Here is a 15,570-nt window from a genome sequence, read left to right as displayed (position 1 = left end):
AACGCGTCATGACCATCTCTTTTACTCGTATCAGCAGCTTCGCGATGCTGGCTGCCGCCATGATGCTCGGCGCTTGCGACAGCCTCGACAGCATCACCAAGCCGGCCGCGGCAGCGGCGACGCCGGGCGGAGCGGCAACCGCCGCAGCTGCCGCCGCCGCGCCTGAGCAGCCGGCGCAGCCGTCCGCCCTGGCCGACGGCATTGCCCTTTACAACAAGGGCAGCTACAGCGCCGCCGTCAAGCGCCTGGCGAATGCGCCCGAGATCTGGTCGGCGGATGTCGCGACCCAGACCGAAGCCCTGAAATACATGGCTTTCAGCTATTGCGTGACTTCCAGGAAAAAGCTGTGCAGGCAGCAATTCGACAAGGCCCTGAAGCTCGATGCCGGTTTCGACCTGGCCGCCGGCGAAAAGGGTCATCCGCTGTGGGGCCCGGTGTTCAACCAGGCCAGGAAAGCAGCGGCGACAACCGCAAAAAAATAAGGCCCTAGCGTCCGAAACTCGGCACGGTAAATCCCGGCAGCCGCGGGATCCGCTCAGCCATGAATTGCATGAAAATCGTGGCGCGCAGCGGCTGGTAGCGGCGCGACGGGTACAACAGCGAGGCTTCCTGTCCCGCTGCGCTCCATTCCGGCAGGATGCGCCGCAGCTGGCCCGATTCGAGCAAGTCATGCACCAGCCAGGACGGACAGATGCCGAGCCCGGCGCCCATCAGGAAACTCTCGCGTATTGCCAGCGAACTGTTGACCAGATAGCCGCTGCGGGTAGCGACCTGCACCGTGCCGCCGGGGCCGCTGATCTCGCTCACTTCGCCGTTGGCCGGCCGCGCAAAGCCGATGTAGCGATGGTTTGCCAGGTCCGCCGGCCGCCGGATCTGCGGATGGCGCGCCAGATAGGCCGGCGCCGCCACCAGGTAGCGTTGCGCGCTGGCGATCTTGCGCGCGATCATGTTGGGCGGCAGCGAACCGGCAAGCCGCAGCGCCACGTCGACGCCATCTTCCACCAGGTCGACAAAGCGGTCGTTCAGTATCAGCTCCACTTCGATTTCCGGATACAGCGCGAGGAACTCCAGCACCAGCGCATTAAGCCGCAGCTGCCCCAGGCCGAGCGGGGCATTGACGCGCAGCAGGCCGGCGGGTTTGCCGGTCAAGCCGCGGACATCGCTGACCGCCTCGCCGAATTCTTCCAACACCCGTTTGGCGCGTTCATAAAAACGCTTGCCTTGTTCGGTCGTGGTCAGGCTGGTGGTGCTGCGCTCCAGCAAACGCACTCCGAGTTCCTTTTCCAGCGCAGCGATGGTTTTGCTGACGGTCGGCTGCGTGCTGTGCTGTTCGCGAGCCACCGCCGACAGGCTGCCGAGTTCCACTGCCCGCACGAAGCTGCGGATTGCCTTGATTTGGTCCATGTCATTCCATTTTGGAATAAGTGATATCCAATTATCGCTTCTACCATGCTTATCGGGAAGGATATATCTTGGTGTACGCCTTATTCTTGACCAACCCAAGGAGTCACCACATGCATTTCCCCATGAACTGCCAGAAAATTGGCGCCGCGCTGGCTTTGCTGTCAGCTTTGGGAGCGCCGGCCGCTGCCGTGCCGGCGGCAGACCCGCAGTCTACGCAACCCGGCTGGAGCGCCAGCGGGACCGCCAGTCCGCAGCCGGTCTGGGAAGCCGGGTTTGCCTTGCCGACCAATATCCCCGCCAGTCTCTCGAACCAGACCGTACGCCAGGTCGCCCGCCTCAGCCTGGGCGGTAAGCGCGCCAGGGTGGTGCTGTCCAATGAATACGGCGCGACGCCGCTGACGGTGGGCGCGGCGCATATTGCGCTGGCCGGCGCCGGCGCGGCAACCGTGGCCGGTTCGGACCGCATGCTCACCTTCGGCGGCCGCCAGACGGTCACCATTGCGCCAGGCGCGCCGGCGGTCAGCGACCCGGTCGATCTCACGCTGGCGCCGCTGGCCCAGGTCGCGGTAAGCATCTTCCTGCCGCAATCCACGCCGCTCGCCACTTTCCACTGGGACGGCAAGCAGACCGCTTACATCGCGCCGGGCAACCTCGCTGCAGCGCCTCTGATCAAGATGGGCGAGACCGTGGAAGCACGTTTGTTCCTCAGCGCGATCCTGGTCGATGCCGCGCCTGCAGCCCGCGTGGTGGCGGCTTTTGGCGATTCGATCACCGACGGCGCAGGCTCCACGGCAAACCAAAACCAGCGCTGGCCCGACCTGCTGGCACAACGGCTGGCGACGCAGAACGTGGCGGTGATCAACGCCGGCATATCGGGAGCCAGGGTGCTGAGCGACAAGATGGGCGTCAACGCCCTCGCCCGCTTCGAACGCGATGTGCTGGACCAGCCCGGCCTCGATACGGTGATCGTGCTGATGGGCATCAACGACATCGCCTGGCCCGGCAGCAGCTTCACGCCGCAGGAGCCGGCGTTGGCCGAGGAGCGCCTGATCGACGGCTACCGGCAATTGATAGCGCGTGCGCGCCTGCGCCATGTACGCATCGTCGGTGCTACCCTGACCCCGTTCGAGGGGGCATTGCAGGACAGCGAGCTGAAAAGCTATTATTCCGCCAGCAAGGAAAAAACGCGGCAGGCGGTGAACCGTTGGATACGCGGCAGCGGCGAATTCGACGCGGTCATCGATTTCGACGCCGTGGTCAGGGACCCGCGGCATCCGCGGCGCTTCCTGCCGGCTTTCGATTCCGGCGACCACCTGCATCCTGGCGACCGCGGTTACCGCGCCATGGCGGAGGCGATTGACCTGGGGCAGTTATTGGGCGCGCGCTGACCGGCAGGGATCGCTCGGAATAGGCTAGTGCCTCTAATCGCCGCTAAAACAGGGCTGTTTCAGCGATCCGCCGGCGCTTTTCAGGTAGATTCCGGCCTGTCACCGACTTTTGCAGCGCCACTGCTTTTTGGAAGAAACTATGTCCCACCCCACCTACCCGCACCTGCTCGCCTCGCTCGACCTCGGCTTCACCACCTTGAAGAACCGGGTAGTGATGGGCTCCATGCACACCGGCCTGGAAGACCGCTTTTTTCATTACGGCAAGCTGGCGGAGTATTTCCGGGCGCGCGCCAAGGGCGGCGTCGGCCTGATCGTGACCGGCGGCATTTCCCCCAGCAGGCAGGGCTGGCTGCTGCCGTTCGGCGGCACCATGAACAGCATCGGCGACATCCACAACCACAAGCGCCTGACCAGCGCGGTACATGAAGAAGGCGGCAAGATCGTGATGCAGATCCTGCATGCCGGGCGCTACGGCTACCAGCCGTTCGTGGTGTCGGCTTCAGCCATCAAGTCGCCGATTTCGCCGTTCAAGCCGCGCGCGCTGAGCGAAAGCGGCGTCCAGTCCACCATCGCGGCTTACGTGCGTTGCGGCAGGCTGGCGCAACGCGCCGGCTACGACGGCGTGGAAATCATGGGCAGCGAGGGCTACCTGCTCAACCAGTTCCTGTCGCCGCGCACCAACCGTCGCCAGGACCAATGGGGCGGCAGCATCGAGAACCGCATGCGGCTGGCGCTGGAAATCGTGCGCCGCATGCGCGCGGCGGTCGGCGAAAATTTCATCATCATGTACCGCCTGTCCCTGCTGGACCTGGTGGAAGGCGGCAATACCGGCGCCGAAGTGGTGGCGGTGGCGCAGGCCCTGGAGCAGGCTGGCGTAACCCTGATCAATACCGGCGTCGGCTGGCATGAGGCGCGCATTCCCACCATCGTCACTTCGGTGCCGCGCGGCGCGTTTCGTGAAGCGACGGCGCGCCTCAAGCGCGCCGTCAAGATCCCGGTGATTGCTTCCAACCGCATCAACACGCCGGAAGTGGCGGAACAGATCCTGGCCGAGGGCGACGCCGACATGGTGTCGATGGCGCGGCCGTTCCTGGCCGATCCCGAATTCGTGCTCAAGGCCCAGCAGAACCGCGCCGAGGAAATCAATACCTGCATCGGCTGCAACCAGGCATGCCTCGACCACACGTTCAAGCGCCAGCGCGCCACCTGCCTGGTCAATCCGCAGGCTTGCCATGAAACCGAGCTGGTCTACCGGCGCACGGCAAAAGCGCGGCGGGTGGCGGTGATCGGCGCCGGCCCGGCCGGCTTGTCGGCGGCTACCGTGGCCGCCGAGCGCGGCCATCAGGTGACGCTGTTCGAGGCTGCGGCGCAGATCGGCGGCCAGTTCAATATCGCGATGCAGGTTCCGGGCAAGGAAGAATTCAGCGAAACCATCCGCTATTTCCATCATCGTCTCAAACGCACCGGCGTCGAGCTGCAGCTGAACCAGCGCGTCAGCCGCGAGCAGCTGGCGGCGCTCGGTTTCGACGACGTCATCGTGGCGACTGGCGTGACGCCGCGCAACCTGCGCATTCCGGGCATCGACCATCCGATGGTGCTGTCTTATCTCGACGTGCTGCAACGCAAGGCGCCGGTCGGCAAGCGGGTGGCGGTGATCGGCGCCGGCGGCATCGGTTTCGACTTGTGCGAATTCCTGCTGCACGATGCGCATGTGCCTTTGCCGGTGCCGATTGCGGAATGGATGGATGAGTGGGGCGTCGATCCGCTGGCGGCGGAATCGGGTGGGCTGCGGCCGGCGGCGGTAGCGGCGCCGGTGCGGGAAATCCATCTGTTGCAGCGTAAGCAGAGCAAGGTGGGGGCGGGATTGGGCAAGACTTCGGGCTGGGTGCATCGTAGCGTGATGCAGCGCAATGGCGTGCAGATGCTGGCAGGTGTGGATTACCAGCGTATTGACGATCAGGGTTTGCATGTCAGCATTGGTGGCGAAAGCCGGGTGCTGGCGGTGGATAACGTGGTGATCTGTGCCGGGCAGGAGTCCTTGTACGAATTGGTTCCGGATCAGGTCCTTGCACCGGGAAAGCCTGGCGAACCGGTGAAAACCAGAACGCAGCAGACCGGGTCGCGTTATCACGTGATTGGCGGTGCTTCGTTTGCCAGTGAGCTGGATGCCAAGCGGGCGATACGCGAAGGCGCAGAACTCGCCGCAGCACTGTAGTTAAATGGGGTCAGAGTTTTTTTTCGCGCCTTTTGCGAAAATTACTCTGACCCCATTTAACGGGCTACGGAGTACATTCGGCGGCGTGCGGTGGCATGCGATGGCCTTCGTTCGTCGTTACCTAAAACGTTTTCTACTCCGTGGAGGCAAGCCGGGGGCGGCCCGGCAGCCGCTCACTTTCTTTGCTTCGCCAAAGAAAGTAAGCAAAGAAAGGCGACCGCAAGCCGTTGCCTTCCCTTCGGTCAGGTCCCCAAATGAGCCAGCAGTCAGCCGGGTGGGAAGACAAACTCGCTTCGCTCAAACATGTCTTCCCACAATTCCCGGCTGACTGCTGGCTCATTTGGCAACGTCTCCATGCAGAATTCAAAATCAACCCCAACGTCAAAATCAACGGCAACAGCAACTTCAAAACCAACAGCCTCAGCCTGATTGCTTGTTGGCGAATTTTCCCGTTTTCCTCCTCGCTGGACGCCATCGCCATACTTGCTTATGATCGTATCCTCCGACTCCCACAAGGAAACGATTTCATGACAACCAGCCAACCCGCTGTGCAGCAAAGCGCCATTCCGCAATTACGAGGCTTGTATCCGCCGCTGGAGCCGTTTAAATCTGGTTTGCTGGATGTGGGCGATGGGCACCAGGTGTATTGGGAGTTGTGCGGCAATCCCGATGGCAAGCCTGCGGTGTTCTTGCATGGCGGTCCGGGTGGCGGGTGCAATGCCGATCATCGGCGGCTGTTCAATCCGGAAAAATATTGCGTCATGCTGTTCGATCAGCGCGGGTGCGGGCGGTCGACGCCGCACGCTAACCTGGAAGCCAATACCACCTGGCACCTGGTGGCCGATATCGAGCGGCTGCGCGAGTTGGTTGGTGCTGAAAAATGGCTGGTGTTCGGCGGCTCTTGGGGCAGCACCCTGGCCTTGGCTTACGCCGAGACACATCCGCAGCATGTCAGCGAGCTGGTGCTGCGCGGGATTTTTACCGGCACGCATGAAGAAGTGCAGTGGTATTACCAGGACGGCGCATCGCGCCAGTTCCCGGACAAATGGGAAGATTTCCTGGCGCCGATCCCGGAGGCGGAACGGCATGACATGGTGGCCGCCTACAGCCGCCGCCTGACCGGGAGCGATGAAAGCGCCAAGCTGGCCGCGGCAAGAGCATGGAGCGTGTGGGAAGGCAGCACGGTCAAGCTGATTCCCGATCCTGCGCTGGCCGAAGCGCATGACGAACCGGAGTTCGCGATTGCTTTTGCCCGCATCGAAAACCACTATTTCACCCACGGCTGTTTTTTCGAAGACGGCCAGCTGCTGCGCGACGTGGCGCGGCTGCAGGACATTCCGGGCGTCATCGTGCAAGGCCGCTACGATGTCTGCTGCACGCCGAAAACCGCGTGGGCCTTGCATAAGGCATGGCCTGAAGCGGAACTGCATATCGTTGCCGATGCCGGGCACGCCTACAGCGAACCGGGAATCTTGCATCAGCTGATCCTGGCGACCGACAAGTTCGCCGCTTAAGCAGGAAAGCAAGCAGGACGGGCGGCAGCCCTCCGCGGGACACCGCGCCGGCTGACCATTCAGGAGATCCGTTATGTCACGACGGTTTCACTTGCGATACATGCTGCCGTGGTGGCTGGCGGCCACCGGGATAGCCGCGCCGGCCGCCGCGGAAACCCTGAAAAACTGGTTCAACGATCCTTTCGTCCAGGTACGCGGCGCCGTGGCGGATTGCCCGCAGCCGCTGGGGCCGCTGACGAATGAAGAAGAGATGCGCAGGCAAACGCACTGGCGCAGTGAACGCGGCACCACCTGCTGGCTCGCCGGCAAATGCGACAAGCCGAACTCTTATCTGTACGATGCGCCGATCGCGCGCTCGGTACAGGCGCATTTTGCCGCCGAACCGGGATTCGCCCGCAACAGCAGCCTGTGGCTGACCTTCCAGCGCCGCTTCGTCTGGGTCGAAGGCTGCAGCGCCGATCCTGCCGTCGACGCGGCCGCGCTGGAAACCTTTGTCCGCGCTGAACCGGATATCGAACGGGTGATTGTTAACCTGCGTACCGGCGGCGGCAACCCACCCTACCCGCTGGCGCCGCCGGTGCCATTGGGGCCGCAGCCGGCCAGATAGATTCGGGGCTTGGCCATCCGTTCGATTTTCGATTGTTACGCATTTAACGTAACAATCGATGCCAGGAATATTCGATTTGCTAAAAACCGCAAACGGTTTAGAGTGGCCGTGCAATGCGCCGGATGATCCAACGCGCTGTGTATGGAAAGCAAAAGGCAAGGCATGAAATTGATCCTGATACCCCTGCTGTTTAGCACTTTACTGATGTCCGATATGGCGATGGCGGACGATCTGTCGATGTCCGTCGGCGACATGCTGAGCGACAAGGATGTGATGCAGGCGGCCAATGCCTGTTTGCTGAAACATCCGAAAGGCGGCAATGTGTTTGTTGAAAATGTCTATCCGATGAACCACGGCATGGTTGGCATCGTTACCGCGGACGCTTCGGGACGCCGCTACGACTGCAACGCCGAACTGGGGACCGGGAAAGTGCGCAGCAGCGAACCGATCATCGAACCCAAGGGGCCGCTGTTCGTATCGGCCAGGCAGATGCAGGCGCCGCCGCAAGGCGAATGTTTCAGCAGCAGCCCGCTGGTAATCGGCCGCCAGCTGCAAGGCTGGCTGCTGAGCCAGACCGGCAAGTGCGGCGGCGTTTCCTGGAACGGCATCGCCGCCGGCGCGAAAACGCCATGATTCTCTGACGAACAAGGCTTTTGACGTCGACGCGGCAAGCACCGGCAATAACCTGGCTGCAGCCTATGCCGCCCGTCAAGCCGCGGAAAACGGCGGGCTGAGGTTCATATAGCCATAAGCATGGCGCGCCTTGTGTGTAGAATAAATGCCGCTGGATCAGTTGCCGGGAGGCTGGGATAATCGCTGCACTTCAGCCATATTCAAACCAGAGGAGAAAACATGCAGAACCATGCCAAAACGACGTTGCTGGCCGCCGCCATCGGGTTGACCTTTAGCGTTGCCGCGCAGGCCCAGGAGCAAGTCGTGAAGATTGCGCACGTCGGCCCGATCACCGGCCCGGTTGCGCATGTCGGCAAGGATAATGAAAACGGCGCGCGCATGGCGATCGACGACCTGAATGCCAGGCATCTGGTCATCGGCGGCAAGAAAATCCAGTTCGTGCTGCAGGCTGAAGACGACGCCAGCGATCCGAAACAGGCTACCAGCGTCGCCCAGAAGCTGGTCGACGCCAAGGTGGCGGGGGTGGTCGGGCATCTGCAGTCGGGCACCTCGATTCCCGCATCGAAGATTTATTTCGACGCCGGCATCCCGCAGATTTCACCTTCCGCGACCAGCGCCAAATATACCGAACAAGGGTTCAACACCACTTTCCGCGTGGTTGCCAACGACTCCCAGCTCGGCGCTGCGATGGGCCGTTATGCGGCAAAAACCTTGCATGCAAAAAAGATCGCCGTGATTGACGACCGCACCGCCTACGGGCAAGGGCTGGCCACCGAGTTCCTCAAAGACGCCAAGGCGAATGGCGTCGAAGTGGTGTCGACGCAATACACGAACGACCGGGCCACCGACTTCAGCGCGATCCTGACCGCGGTCAAGGCCAAGCAGCCGGACCTGATTTTCTTCGGCGGCATCGACGCCAGCGCCGGCACCATGCTGCGCCAGATGCGGCAACTCGGCATCACCGCCAACTTCATGGGCGGCGATGCGATCTGCACCGGCGCCCTGCCGCGCCTGGCCGGCGAAGGCCTGATCGACGACAAGGTCTATTGCGCGATCGCCGGCGGGGTTGAAGATACCGCGCCGCTCGACGCTTTCAAGGCGGCTTACAAGAAAAAATACAATGCCGACATCGTCCAGTACGCGCCGTACACCTACGACGCCGTGATGATCATCGCCAAAGCCATGCAGCAAGCCGATTCGGTCGATCCAAAGAAATACCTGCCGGCGCTCGGCAAGATCCAGTACACCGGCGTCACCGGCAAGATCGCATTCGACGGCAAGGGCGATATCAAGAACGGCACGCTGTCGATCTACACCTTCAGGAGCGGCCAGCAGACCTTGCTGTCGCTGACCAGGTAGAACCGTCTAAGGAGACGTATTGGCGCAAGCAGCAAGCCGTACCGGGCGATTGTTCATGCTGATGGATGCTTTGCGCAGCCATCGGCGGCCGGTCACCGCTGCCTGCCTGGCGGAGCAGATGTCGGTCTCGGTGCGCACCATCTACCGCGACGTGCAGACCCTGGTCGAGCTGGGCGCGCCGGTCGAGGGTGAAGCCGGCCTGGGCTACGTGCTGCGCGCCGGCTTTTTCCTGCCGCCGCTGATGTTCAACGAAGACGAACTGGAAGCGCTGGTGCTGGGTGCGCGCTGGGTCAAGCAGCAAGGCGACGACGGCCTGGCGCAGGCCGCGGGGAATGCGCTCAGCAAGATCGCCGCCGCTTCGCCGCTCGACCTGCGCGACAGCATGGCGAACATGGGTTTGCTGGCAGCCAGCTTCCTTGAGGAAGCGCCCAGCAACAATACGCTGGGCCCGATCCGCGAAGCGATCCGGCGCCAGCACAAGATCAATATCAGTTATCGCGACGAGAACGGCAATGCTACCGAAAGACTGGTCTGGCCGATTGCGCTGGCGTTCTTCGAGGGCAAGCGGCTGGTCATCGGCTGGTGCGAACTGCGCAACGGCTTCCGCCATTTCCGCAACGACAGGATCAGCGCCTTGACGGTGACCAGGCTGCGCTATCCGCAGCAGCGCAGCGTGCTGCTGCAAGCCTGGCGCAGCGAGAATCCGTTCGGCGAAGACCAGTAGGCCGGCTTGTCGGAACGCTACTGACACAAGTTGTCAGCAGCCCGCGACTAAGATGCAGGTCTTGCATCAACAACTTCCGGGAGATCGTCGTCATGCGCCTTTACCATCACCCAATTTCATCCAATGCGCGGCGCGTCGTCATGACCGCGCACCACCTCGGCCTGCCGCTCGACCTGGTGCTGCTTGACCTGTCCAGCGCCGACCAGCGCAAGCACCTGCTGGCGATCAATCCCAACGAAAAAATCCCGGTGCTGGTGGACGGCGATTTCATCCTGTGGGAGTCTTGCGCGATCATGCAATACCTGGCCGACAAGACGCCGGGCCAGTCGGTATATCCGGCCGAGCTGCGGGCGCGGGCCGACGTCAACCGCTGGATGTTCTGGTCGGCCCAGCATTTCGCGCCGATGATCGGGATTTTTTACTGGGAAAATTTCATCAAGGGGCTGATCGGCGCCGGCCGGCCGGATCCGGTCGAATTGCAGCGCGCGCAGACCGACCTGGAGAGATACGCCGGCGTGCTGGACGGACATCTGGCGCAGCGCAGGTGGGTGTCGGGAAGCAGCCTGACCCTGGCTGACCTGGCGATCGCCGCGCCGCTGATGGCGGTCGAACCGGGGCGGGTGCCGTTGGCGCCGTACGCACACCTGCGAGCCTGGTTCAGCCGCATGCAGGAACTTGACGCCTGGCGCCAGACCGAGCTTGAAGAAGAGCTGTTGATAGCCTGACAGCTGCCGCCAGGCGGCATGCGCCGCCAACCCGTATCGCCCCTTCCTTTTGCCGGGCAAGACAGTCGCTATTTCTTTTTGGAAATAGCGACTCTGCTATTATGAAGATGCTTTTCTGCAACTTCTCAAGGTCCCAACTGCGCGGACCGTCCTGGCCGCCGCATCGATTGATTGAACAAACTGCATTTCTCACAAGGAAAGGATGTCCCTTATGGAGTGGCTGCATGAGTTATTCAAGAAATCTCCGGAGATAGCGCTGTTTTTATCGCTGGCGGTCGGTTATGCCGTCGGCAAGATCAAGTTCGGCAAATTCCAGCTTGGCGGCGTCGCCGGCTCCCTGCTGGTGGCGGTGCTGGTCAGCCAGGTCGGGGTGCATGTCGATCCCGGCGTCAAGGCCGTGCTGTTTGCCTTGTTCATTTATGCGGTCGGTTACGAGAGCGGTCCGCAATTCTTCAACTCGCTGGGCAAGCAATCGATCCGGGAAATCATCCTGGCGGCGGTGCTGGCGCTGACCGGGCTGGCGACGGTAGTCGTGATGGCCAAGCTGTTCGGCCTCGACAAGGGCCTGGCGGCGGGCGTTGCCGCCGGCGGCCTGACGCAGTCGGCGATCATCGGCACCGCCGGCGACGCCATCGCCAAGCTGGGGCTGGACGCGGCCGAGGTGGCGCGCCTGCAGGGCAATGTCGCGGTGGGATACGCGGTGACCTATGTGTTCGGTTCCTTCGGCGCCATCATCGTCTGCGTGAACATCCTGCCGAAACTGATGGGGCGCAGCATCCGCGACGATGCGATCAAGGCCGAGACCGCGATGCTGGCCGGCGTCAAGCTGCTGGGGCCGGAGCAGCAGGCGGCGCTGCCGGAGCTGGTCGGCCGCCTGTATGAAATCACCCAGGGCAAGATTTCGGTCGAAGAAGTGGAAAACCTCGATCCTGCCACCGCCATCACCATCGAGCGCGTCAAGCGCGCCGGCCAGGTGATCGAAGTCAGCCCGCAGCTGGTGCTGCAGTCGCATGACATCGTGCTGGTGGTCGGCCGCCGTGAAGCGGTGGTCAGCACTTCCGGTTTCCTCGGCAAGGAAGTGTATGCGGTGGAGGGCATGGAGCTGACCATGCAGCACCGGGAAGTGGTGCTGACCAACAAGGCATTCCACAACAAGAGCGTGGCGGAAATCCGCACCCAGACCGCGGGCGAGGTGCGCCACGGCATTTACGTGGTGCAGATCAGCCGCATGGGGCAGGTGTTGCCGATACTGCCTGAAACCATCGTGCAGGTGGGCGACGTGGTGTCCATTTATGGCGCTGAACAAGACGTCAAGCGCGTCGCCGATATCGTCGGTTATGTGATCGTGCCGAGCGCCAAAACCGATTTTGTCTATCTCGGCGCCGGGCTGGTGGCCGGATTGCTGGTCGGCCTGCTGGTGGCCAAGGTCGGCTCGATCCCGCTGACGCTGGGCAGCGGCGGCGGCGCCCTGCTCTCCGGCCTGCTGTTCGGCTGGTTCCGTTCCCGGCACCAGTCGTTCGGCGCCATGCCTGCCGCCGCGGTGCAAATCCTGAAAGACCTCGGCCTGGCGGGCTTTGTGGTGGTGGTCGGCCTGTCGTCCGGCCTGCAGGCGGTGCAGACCGTCAGGCAGCAGGGTTTCACCATCTTCGGCGTCGGCGTGGTGGTGACCATCCTGCCGATGATCCTGACCATGCTGATCGGACGCTATGTCCTGCGCTACGACAATACGGCGGTGTTCGCCGGCGCCCTCAGCGGTTCGCGCAGCGCCAACCCGGCTTTCGGCGAGGTGCTCGACAAAGCGGAGAACGCCATTCCTACCGTGCCCTTTGCCATTACCTACGCCCTCGCCAATGTGTTCCTGACCTTGCTGGGACCGCTGGTGGTGGCGCTGGTCTGATCCTGTTTGCGCATCCCGCTCCGCCGCGGCGGACCCAATCTATCGAATAAGGAGTACCAGAATGGATTTCAGCAACCCGGAAAAACTCGCCCTGCTCAGCCCGTTTGAATTGAAAGATGCATTGATCCAGGCGGCGTCGGGCGCCGACCGCGCCATGCTTAACGCCGGCCGCGGCAACCCGAATTTCCTGGCCACCACGCCGCGCCACGGCTTTTTCCAGTTCGGCCTGTTTGCCATGAGCGAAGCCGAGCGTTCTTATATCTATATGGATGGCGTCGGCGGTTTCCCGCAGCGCGAGGGCATCGAGGCGCGTTTCGAGATTTTCACCAAGGCCCATGCCGGCGTCGATGGCGTGCGTTTCATTGAAGCCGCCGTATCTTATGTGCGCGACCAGCTGGGCTTGTCGGCCGGCGCTTTCCTGTACGAGATGTGCGTAGCCATCCTCGGCTGCAACTACCCGGTGCCGGACCGCATGCTGGACCTGGGCGAGCAGATCGTCGGCCAGTACATCCGCCAGGAGATGATCGGCGAGCAGCCGTTCATCGGCAATTTCGACATGTATGCGGTGGAGGGCGGCACCGCCGCCATGACATACATTTTCAACAGCCTGCGCGAAAACCATATCCTCGAGGCCGGCGACACCATCGCCCTCGGCATGCCGATCTTTACGCCTTACATCGAAATCCCGCACCTCAACGACTACCAGCTGGTCGAGCTGCTGGTCGATGCGCCGGCCGAGAACAACTGGCAGTTCACCAGGAAAGAACTCGACAAGCTGCTGGATCCCAAGGTCAAGGCGTTCTTCCTGGTCAATCCCAGCAATCCGCCTTCGGTCAGGATCAACGATGAGACGCTGGCGTATATCGGCGAGATCGTCAGGCAGCGCCCCGACCTGATCATCCTGACCGACGATGTCTACGGCACTTTCGCCGACAACTTCATATCGCTGTTTGCGATCTGCCCCTACAACACCATCCTGGTGTATTCGTTCTCCAAGTATTTCGGCGCCACCGGGTGGCGCATGGGAGTGGTCGCCACCCATGAAAAGAATATCCTGGACGACAAGATCGCCGCCTTGCCCGAGGCGCGCCGCAAGGAGCTGGACCGGCGCTACAACTCGATCACCACCGAACCGCGCGCACTGAAGTTCATCGACCGGCTGGTGGCCGACAGCCGCACCGTGGCGCTGAACCACACCGCCGGCTTGTCGACGCCGGTGCAGGCGCAGATGACCTTGTTCTCCCTGTATTCGCTGCTGGATGAGCCGCAGAATTACAAGAAATCGATGAAGCGCATCGTCCTGCGCCGCAAGGAAGCGTTATACCGGGCGCTGGCCTTGCCGCTGCCGGTCGATGCCGATTCGGTCCACTACTACCATCTGCTCGACCTGGAAACGCTGGCCACGGCAATGTACGGCGCCGATTTCGCCAAGTGGATGGTGAAGCGCCTGAAGCCGAACGAAGCGCTGTTCCGGCTGGCGGAAGAAACCGGCGTGATCCTGCTGCCGGGGCGCGGCTTCGGCACCGCGCACGCTTCGGCGCGGGTGTCGCTGGCCAATCTCAACGAGTACGACTACACCAACATCGGCAAGGCGATCCGCAAGCTGGCGCTGGAATTCCATGTCCAGTTCGAGAAAGCCGCCGGTGGCGGCAAGGCGGCCGGCGCCAAGCCGAAAGCAACGAAGAGCGCCAAGAAGGCCAGGAAATAACGCTGGCGGCCGGCTCGCGCAAGGCCGCGGGCCGGCTGGCGGTCAAGGCCGGTAGCCGTCGTTCAGGGTTTTGAGGAAGGCGATCACGTCCTTGATTTCGCTATCCGTCAGCGCCGGCTTGTCGCCCGGCTTGCGGTCAAACGGCGCTTCGACGTTGACGTTGCCATGGTATGCCTCAGGCAGGTCGTCATACTTGCGCACCTTGCCGTCTTTCCCGCGCGGATACCATTTCTCCGGCTGGGTATCGCGCTGCACGTAGAATTTCATCACCTGCTCCAGGCTGCTGAAGGCGCCGTTGTGGAAAAACACCTGGCGCGTGGCGACATTGCGCAAGGACGGCGTCTTGAACATCCCGCAGTACTCGGTCTTGTCCTTGAGGTCGGTGCGGTCGGGGCCGCACAAACCCATGTCGTAATATTTCGGATCGGCGTTGGCCGGGATGTTCTTGTTGCGCGGCACGCCGATGGCGATCAAGCCGTAGTCGGTAAATTGCGGGAAGGCGCCGCTGGCCGCGATTGCGCTGATGTGGCAGGAGGCGCAGTTGCCTTTCGACGTATCGTTGAACAGGCGCAGGCCGTTCAGCTCCTGCTTGCTGAGCTGGACCTGCTGGCGCAGGAAGGCGTCGTACTTGCTGTTGTAGGGATAGAATTCGGTCGGGCTTTCCTGGAATACTTCCAGCGCCATCAGCGCCCATTTGAAGGCTTGCTCCCGGTTGTCGAAAATGTCTTCGCCGAAGGTGGCGCGGAACTGCGCCACGTAGCTGGCTTTTTTCAGTTTTTCCACCACTTCGGCCGCATTCGCATTGCCCATTTCGTGCGCCGACAGCAGCGGGATCCGCGCCTGGTCGTGGGTCGACGGCGCGCGGCCGTCCCAGTTGTGGCCGCCGGTGGGGCCGGCGTCGATGCTGTCGTCGCCGTCGTCGTCGAAGAAATGCTCGGTGAAAGCCGGTACGTTCTGTATGTAGCGCAGCGAAGGCACGGCGCGCGTGCCCAGCGTTTTCATTTCCTTGCCGCCCAGCTGCACCGCCAGGTTGTTGGGCGGACCGAATGCATGGTCGGGGCTGTGGCAGGTAGCGCAAGACATCTTGCCGGAGGCCGACAGCGAAGGATCGGAAAACATGGTGCGGCCGAGAGCGGTCATGTCGGCTACCGAGGGCTGCTTTTTCAGCGTCGGCGCATAGGTCGCGCCGACGTAGGCCGGTGCAGCGGGCTTGGCTGCTTCGGCGTCCGCATGCTGCTGGCCGCAGCCGTTCAGGAGAAGCACGGCGACGCCGCTCAGGAATGCAATGACCGCTGGTTTCATAGGAACGTTTGACAAGCCTTGGAGGACGAGCAGAGCGCCGCGTCGAATGGGAGGCAAGCCTAGCAGCGTTGTGTGACAGAACGATGACACATCC

General features: G+C 62.5%; 14 protein-coding genes. 11 read left to right on the top strand and 3 right to left on the bottom strand.

The features are described 5' to 3' along the window. The first annotated feature begins 8 nt into the window (after window positions 1-8). On the top strand, window positions 9-482 hold the full coding sequence (locus tag AC07RZ_RS17080) for a TssQ family T6SS-associated lipoprotein (RefSeq protein WP_494668824.1): 474 nt from the start codon (window positions 9-11) through the stop codon (window positions 480-482). Between the two features lie 4 nt (window positions 483-486). Here the strand turns inward: AC07RZ_RS17080 and AC07RZ_RS17075 are convergent, their stop codons facing one another. Further along, complete coding sequence (locus tag AC07RZ_RS17075; protein WP_494668823.1) at window positions 487-1,404, bottom strand: LysR family transcriptional regulator; 918 nt, start codon at window positions 1,402-1,404, stop codon at window positions 487-489. Window positions 1,405-1,514: 110 nt separating this feature from the next. On the opposite strand from AC07RZ_RS17075, the gene AC07RZ_RS17070 reads away from it, so the two are divergent. Together AC07RZ_RS17070 and AC07RZ_RS17065 are read left to right on the top strand one after the other, a co-directional pair. Further along, window positions 1,515-2,792: an SGNH/GDSL hydrolase family protein gene (locus AC07RZ_RS17070; protein WP_494668822.1), complete on the top strand. Its 1,278-nt coding sequence runs from the start codon at window positions 1,515-1,517 to the stop codon at window positions 2,790-2,792. 139 nt (window positions 2,793-2,931) lie between these two features. Further along, a complete protein-coding gene (locus AC07RZ_RS17065) occupies window positions 2,932-5,007 on the top strand; it encodes a 2,4-dienoyl-CoA reductase FMN-binding domain-containing protein (RefSeq protein ID WP_494668821.1) in 2,076 nt (691 codons plus the stop codon). A 266-nt stretch (window positions 5,008-5,273) separates the two neighbouring features. Here AC07RZ_RS17065 and AC07RZ_RS17060 read toward each other — a convergent pair whose 3' ends face one another. Beyond that, the gene (locus tag AC07RZ_RS17060; RefSeq protein WP_494668820.1) at window positions 5,274-5,522 is read right to left on the bottom strand and encodes a hypothetical protein; all 249 of its coding nucleotides are present in this window, start codon (window positions 5,520-5,522) and stop codon (window positions 5,274-5,276) included. 12 nt (window positions 5,523-5,534) lie between these two features. Between AC07RZ_RS17060 and pip the strand changes: the two genes are divergently transcribed. The 8 genes from pip (at window position 5,535) to AC07RZ_RS17020 (ending at window position 14,174) form a co-directional block, all read left to right on the top strand. After that, complete coding sequence (gene pip / locus AC07RZ_RS17055; RefSeq protein ID WP_144738096.1) at window positions 5,535-6,521, top strand: prolyl aminopeptidase; 987 nt, start codon at window positions 5,535-5,537, stop codon at window positions 6,519-6,521. Between the two features lie 73 nt (window positions 6,522-6,594). Next, window positions 6,595-7,128 carry a BON domain-containing protein gene (locus AC07RZ_RS17050; RefSeq protein ID WP_494668819.1) on the top strand — a complete coding sequence of 178 codons (534 nt, stop codon included), beginning with the start codon at window positions 6,595-6,597 and terminating at the stop codon, window positions 7,126-7,128. 162 nt (window positions 7,129-7,290) lie between these two features. Further along, window positions 7,291-7,761, top strand: a complete 471-nt coding sequence (locus tag AC07RZ_RS17045; protein WP_092400102.1) for a hypothetical protein — start codon at window positions 7,291-7,293, stop codon at window positions 7,759-7,761. 219 nt (window positions 7,762-7,980) lie between these two features. After that, window positions 7,981-9,120: a branched-chain amino acid ABC transporter substrate-binding protein gene (locus AC07RZ_RS17040; RefSeq protein WP_144738094.1), complete on the top strand. Its 1,140-nt coding sequence runs from the start codon at window positions 7,981-7,983 to the stop codon at window positions 9,118-9,120. A gap of 19 nt (window positions 9,121-9,139) precedes the next feature. Then, window positions 9,140-9,844, top strand: a complete 705-nt coding sequence (locus AC07RZ_RS17035) for a helix-turn-helix transcriptional regulator (RefSeq protein ID WP_144738093.1) — start codon at window positions 9,140-9,142, stop codon at window positions 9,842-9,844. A gap of 92 nt (window positions 9,845-9,936) precedes the next feature. After that, a complete protein-coding gene (locus AC07RZ_RS17030) occupies window positions 9,937-10,569 on the top strand; it encodes a glutathione S-transferase family protein (RefSeq protein WP_494668818.1) in 633 nt (210 codons plus the stop codon). Between the two features lie 211 nt (window positions 10,570-10,780). Beyond that, on the top strand, window positions 10,781-12,466 hold the full coding sequence (gene aspT, locus AC07RZ_RS17025) for an aspartate-alanine antiporter (RefSeq protein WP_494668871.1): 1,686 nt from the start codon (window positions 10,781-10,783) through the stop codon (window positions 12,464-12,466). Between the two features lie 61 nt (window positions 12,467-12,527). Further along, entirely contained in the window at window positions 12,528-14,174 is a 1,647-nt protein-coding gene (locus tag AC07RZ_RS17020; protein WP_494668817.1) for a bifunctional aspartate transaminase/aspartate 4-decarboxylase, read from the top strand. 42 nt (window positions 14,175-14,216) lie between these two features. On the opposite strand, the gene AC07RZ_RS17015 is transcribed toward AC07RZ_RS17020, so the two are convergent. Next, window positions 14,217-15,476, bottom strand: coding sequence for a cytochrome-c peroxidase (locus AC07RZ_RS17015; RefSeq protein ID WP_494668816.1), 1,260 nt, complete (start codon window positions 15,474-15,476; stop codon window positions 14,217-14,219). Window positions 15,477-15,570 lie beyond the last annotated feature (94 nt).

The organism is Collimonas sp. GW821-FHT07E08 (assembly GCF_059418905.1).
This window is presented reverse-complemented; position numbering and strand designations above follow the sequence as displayed.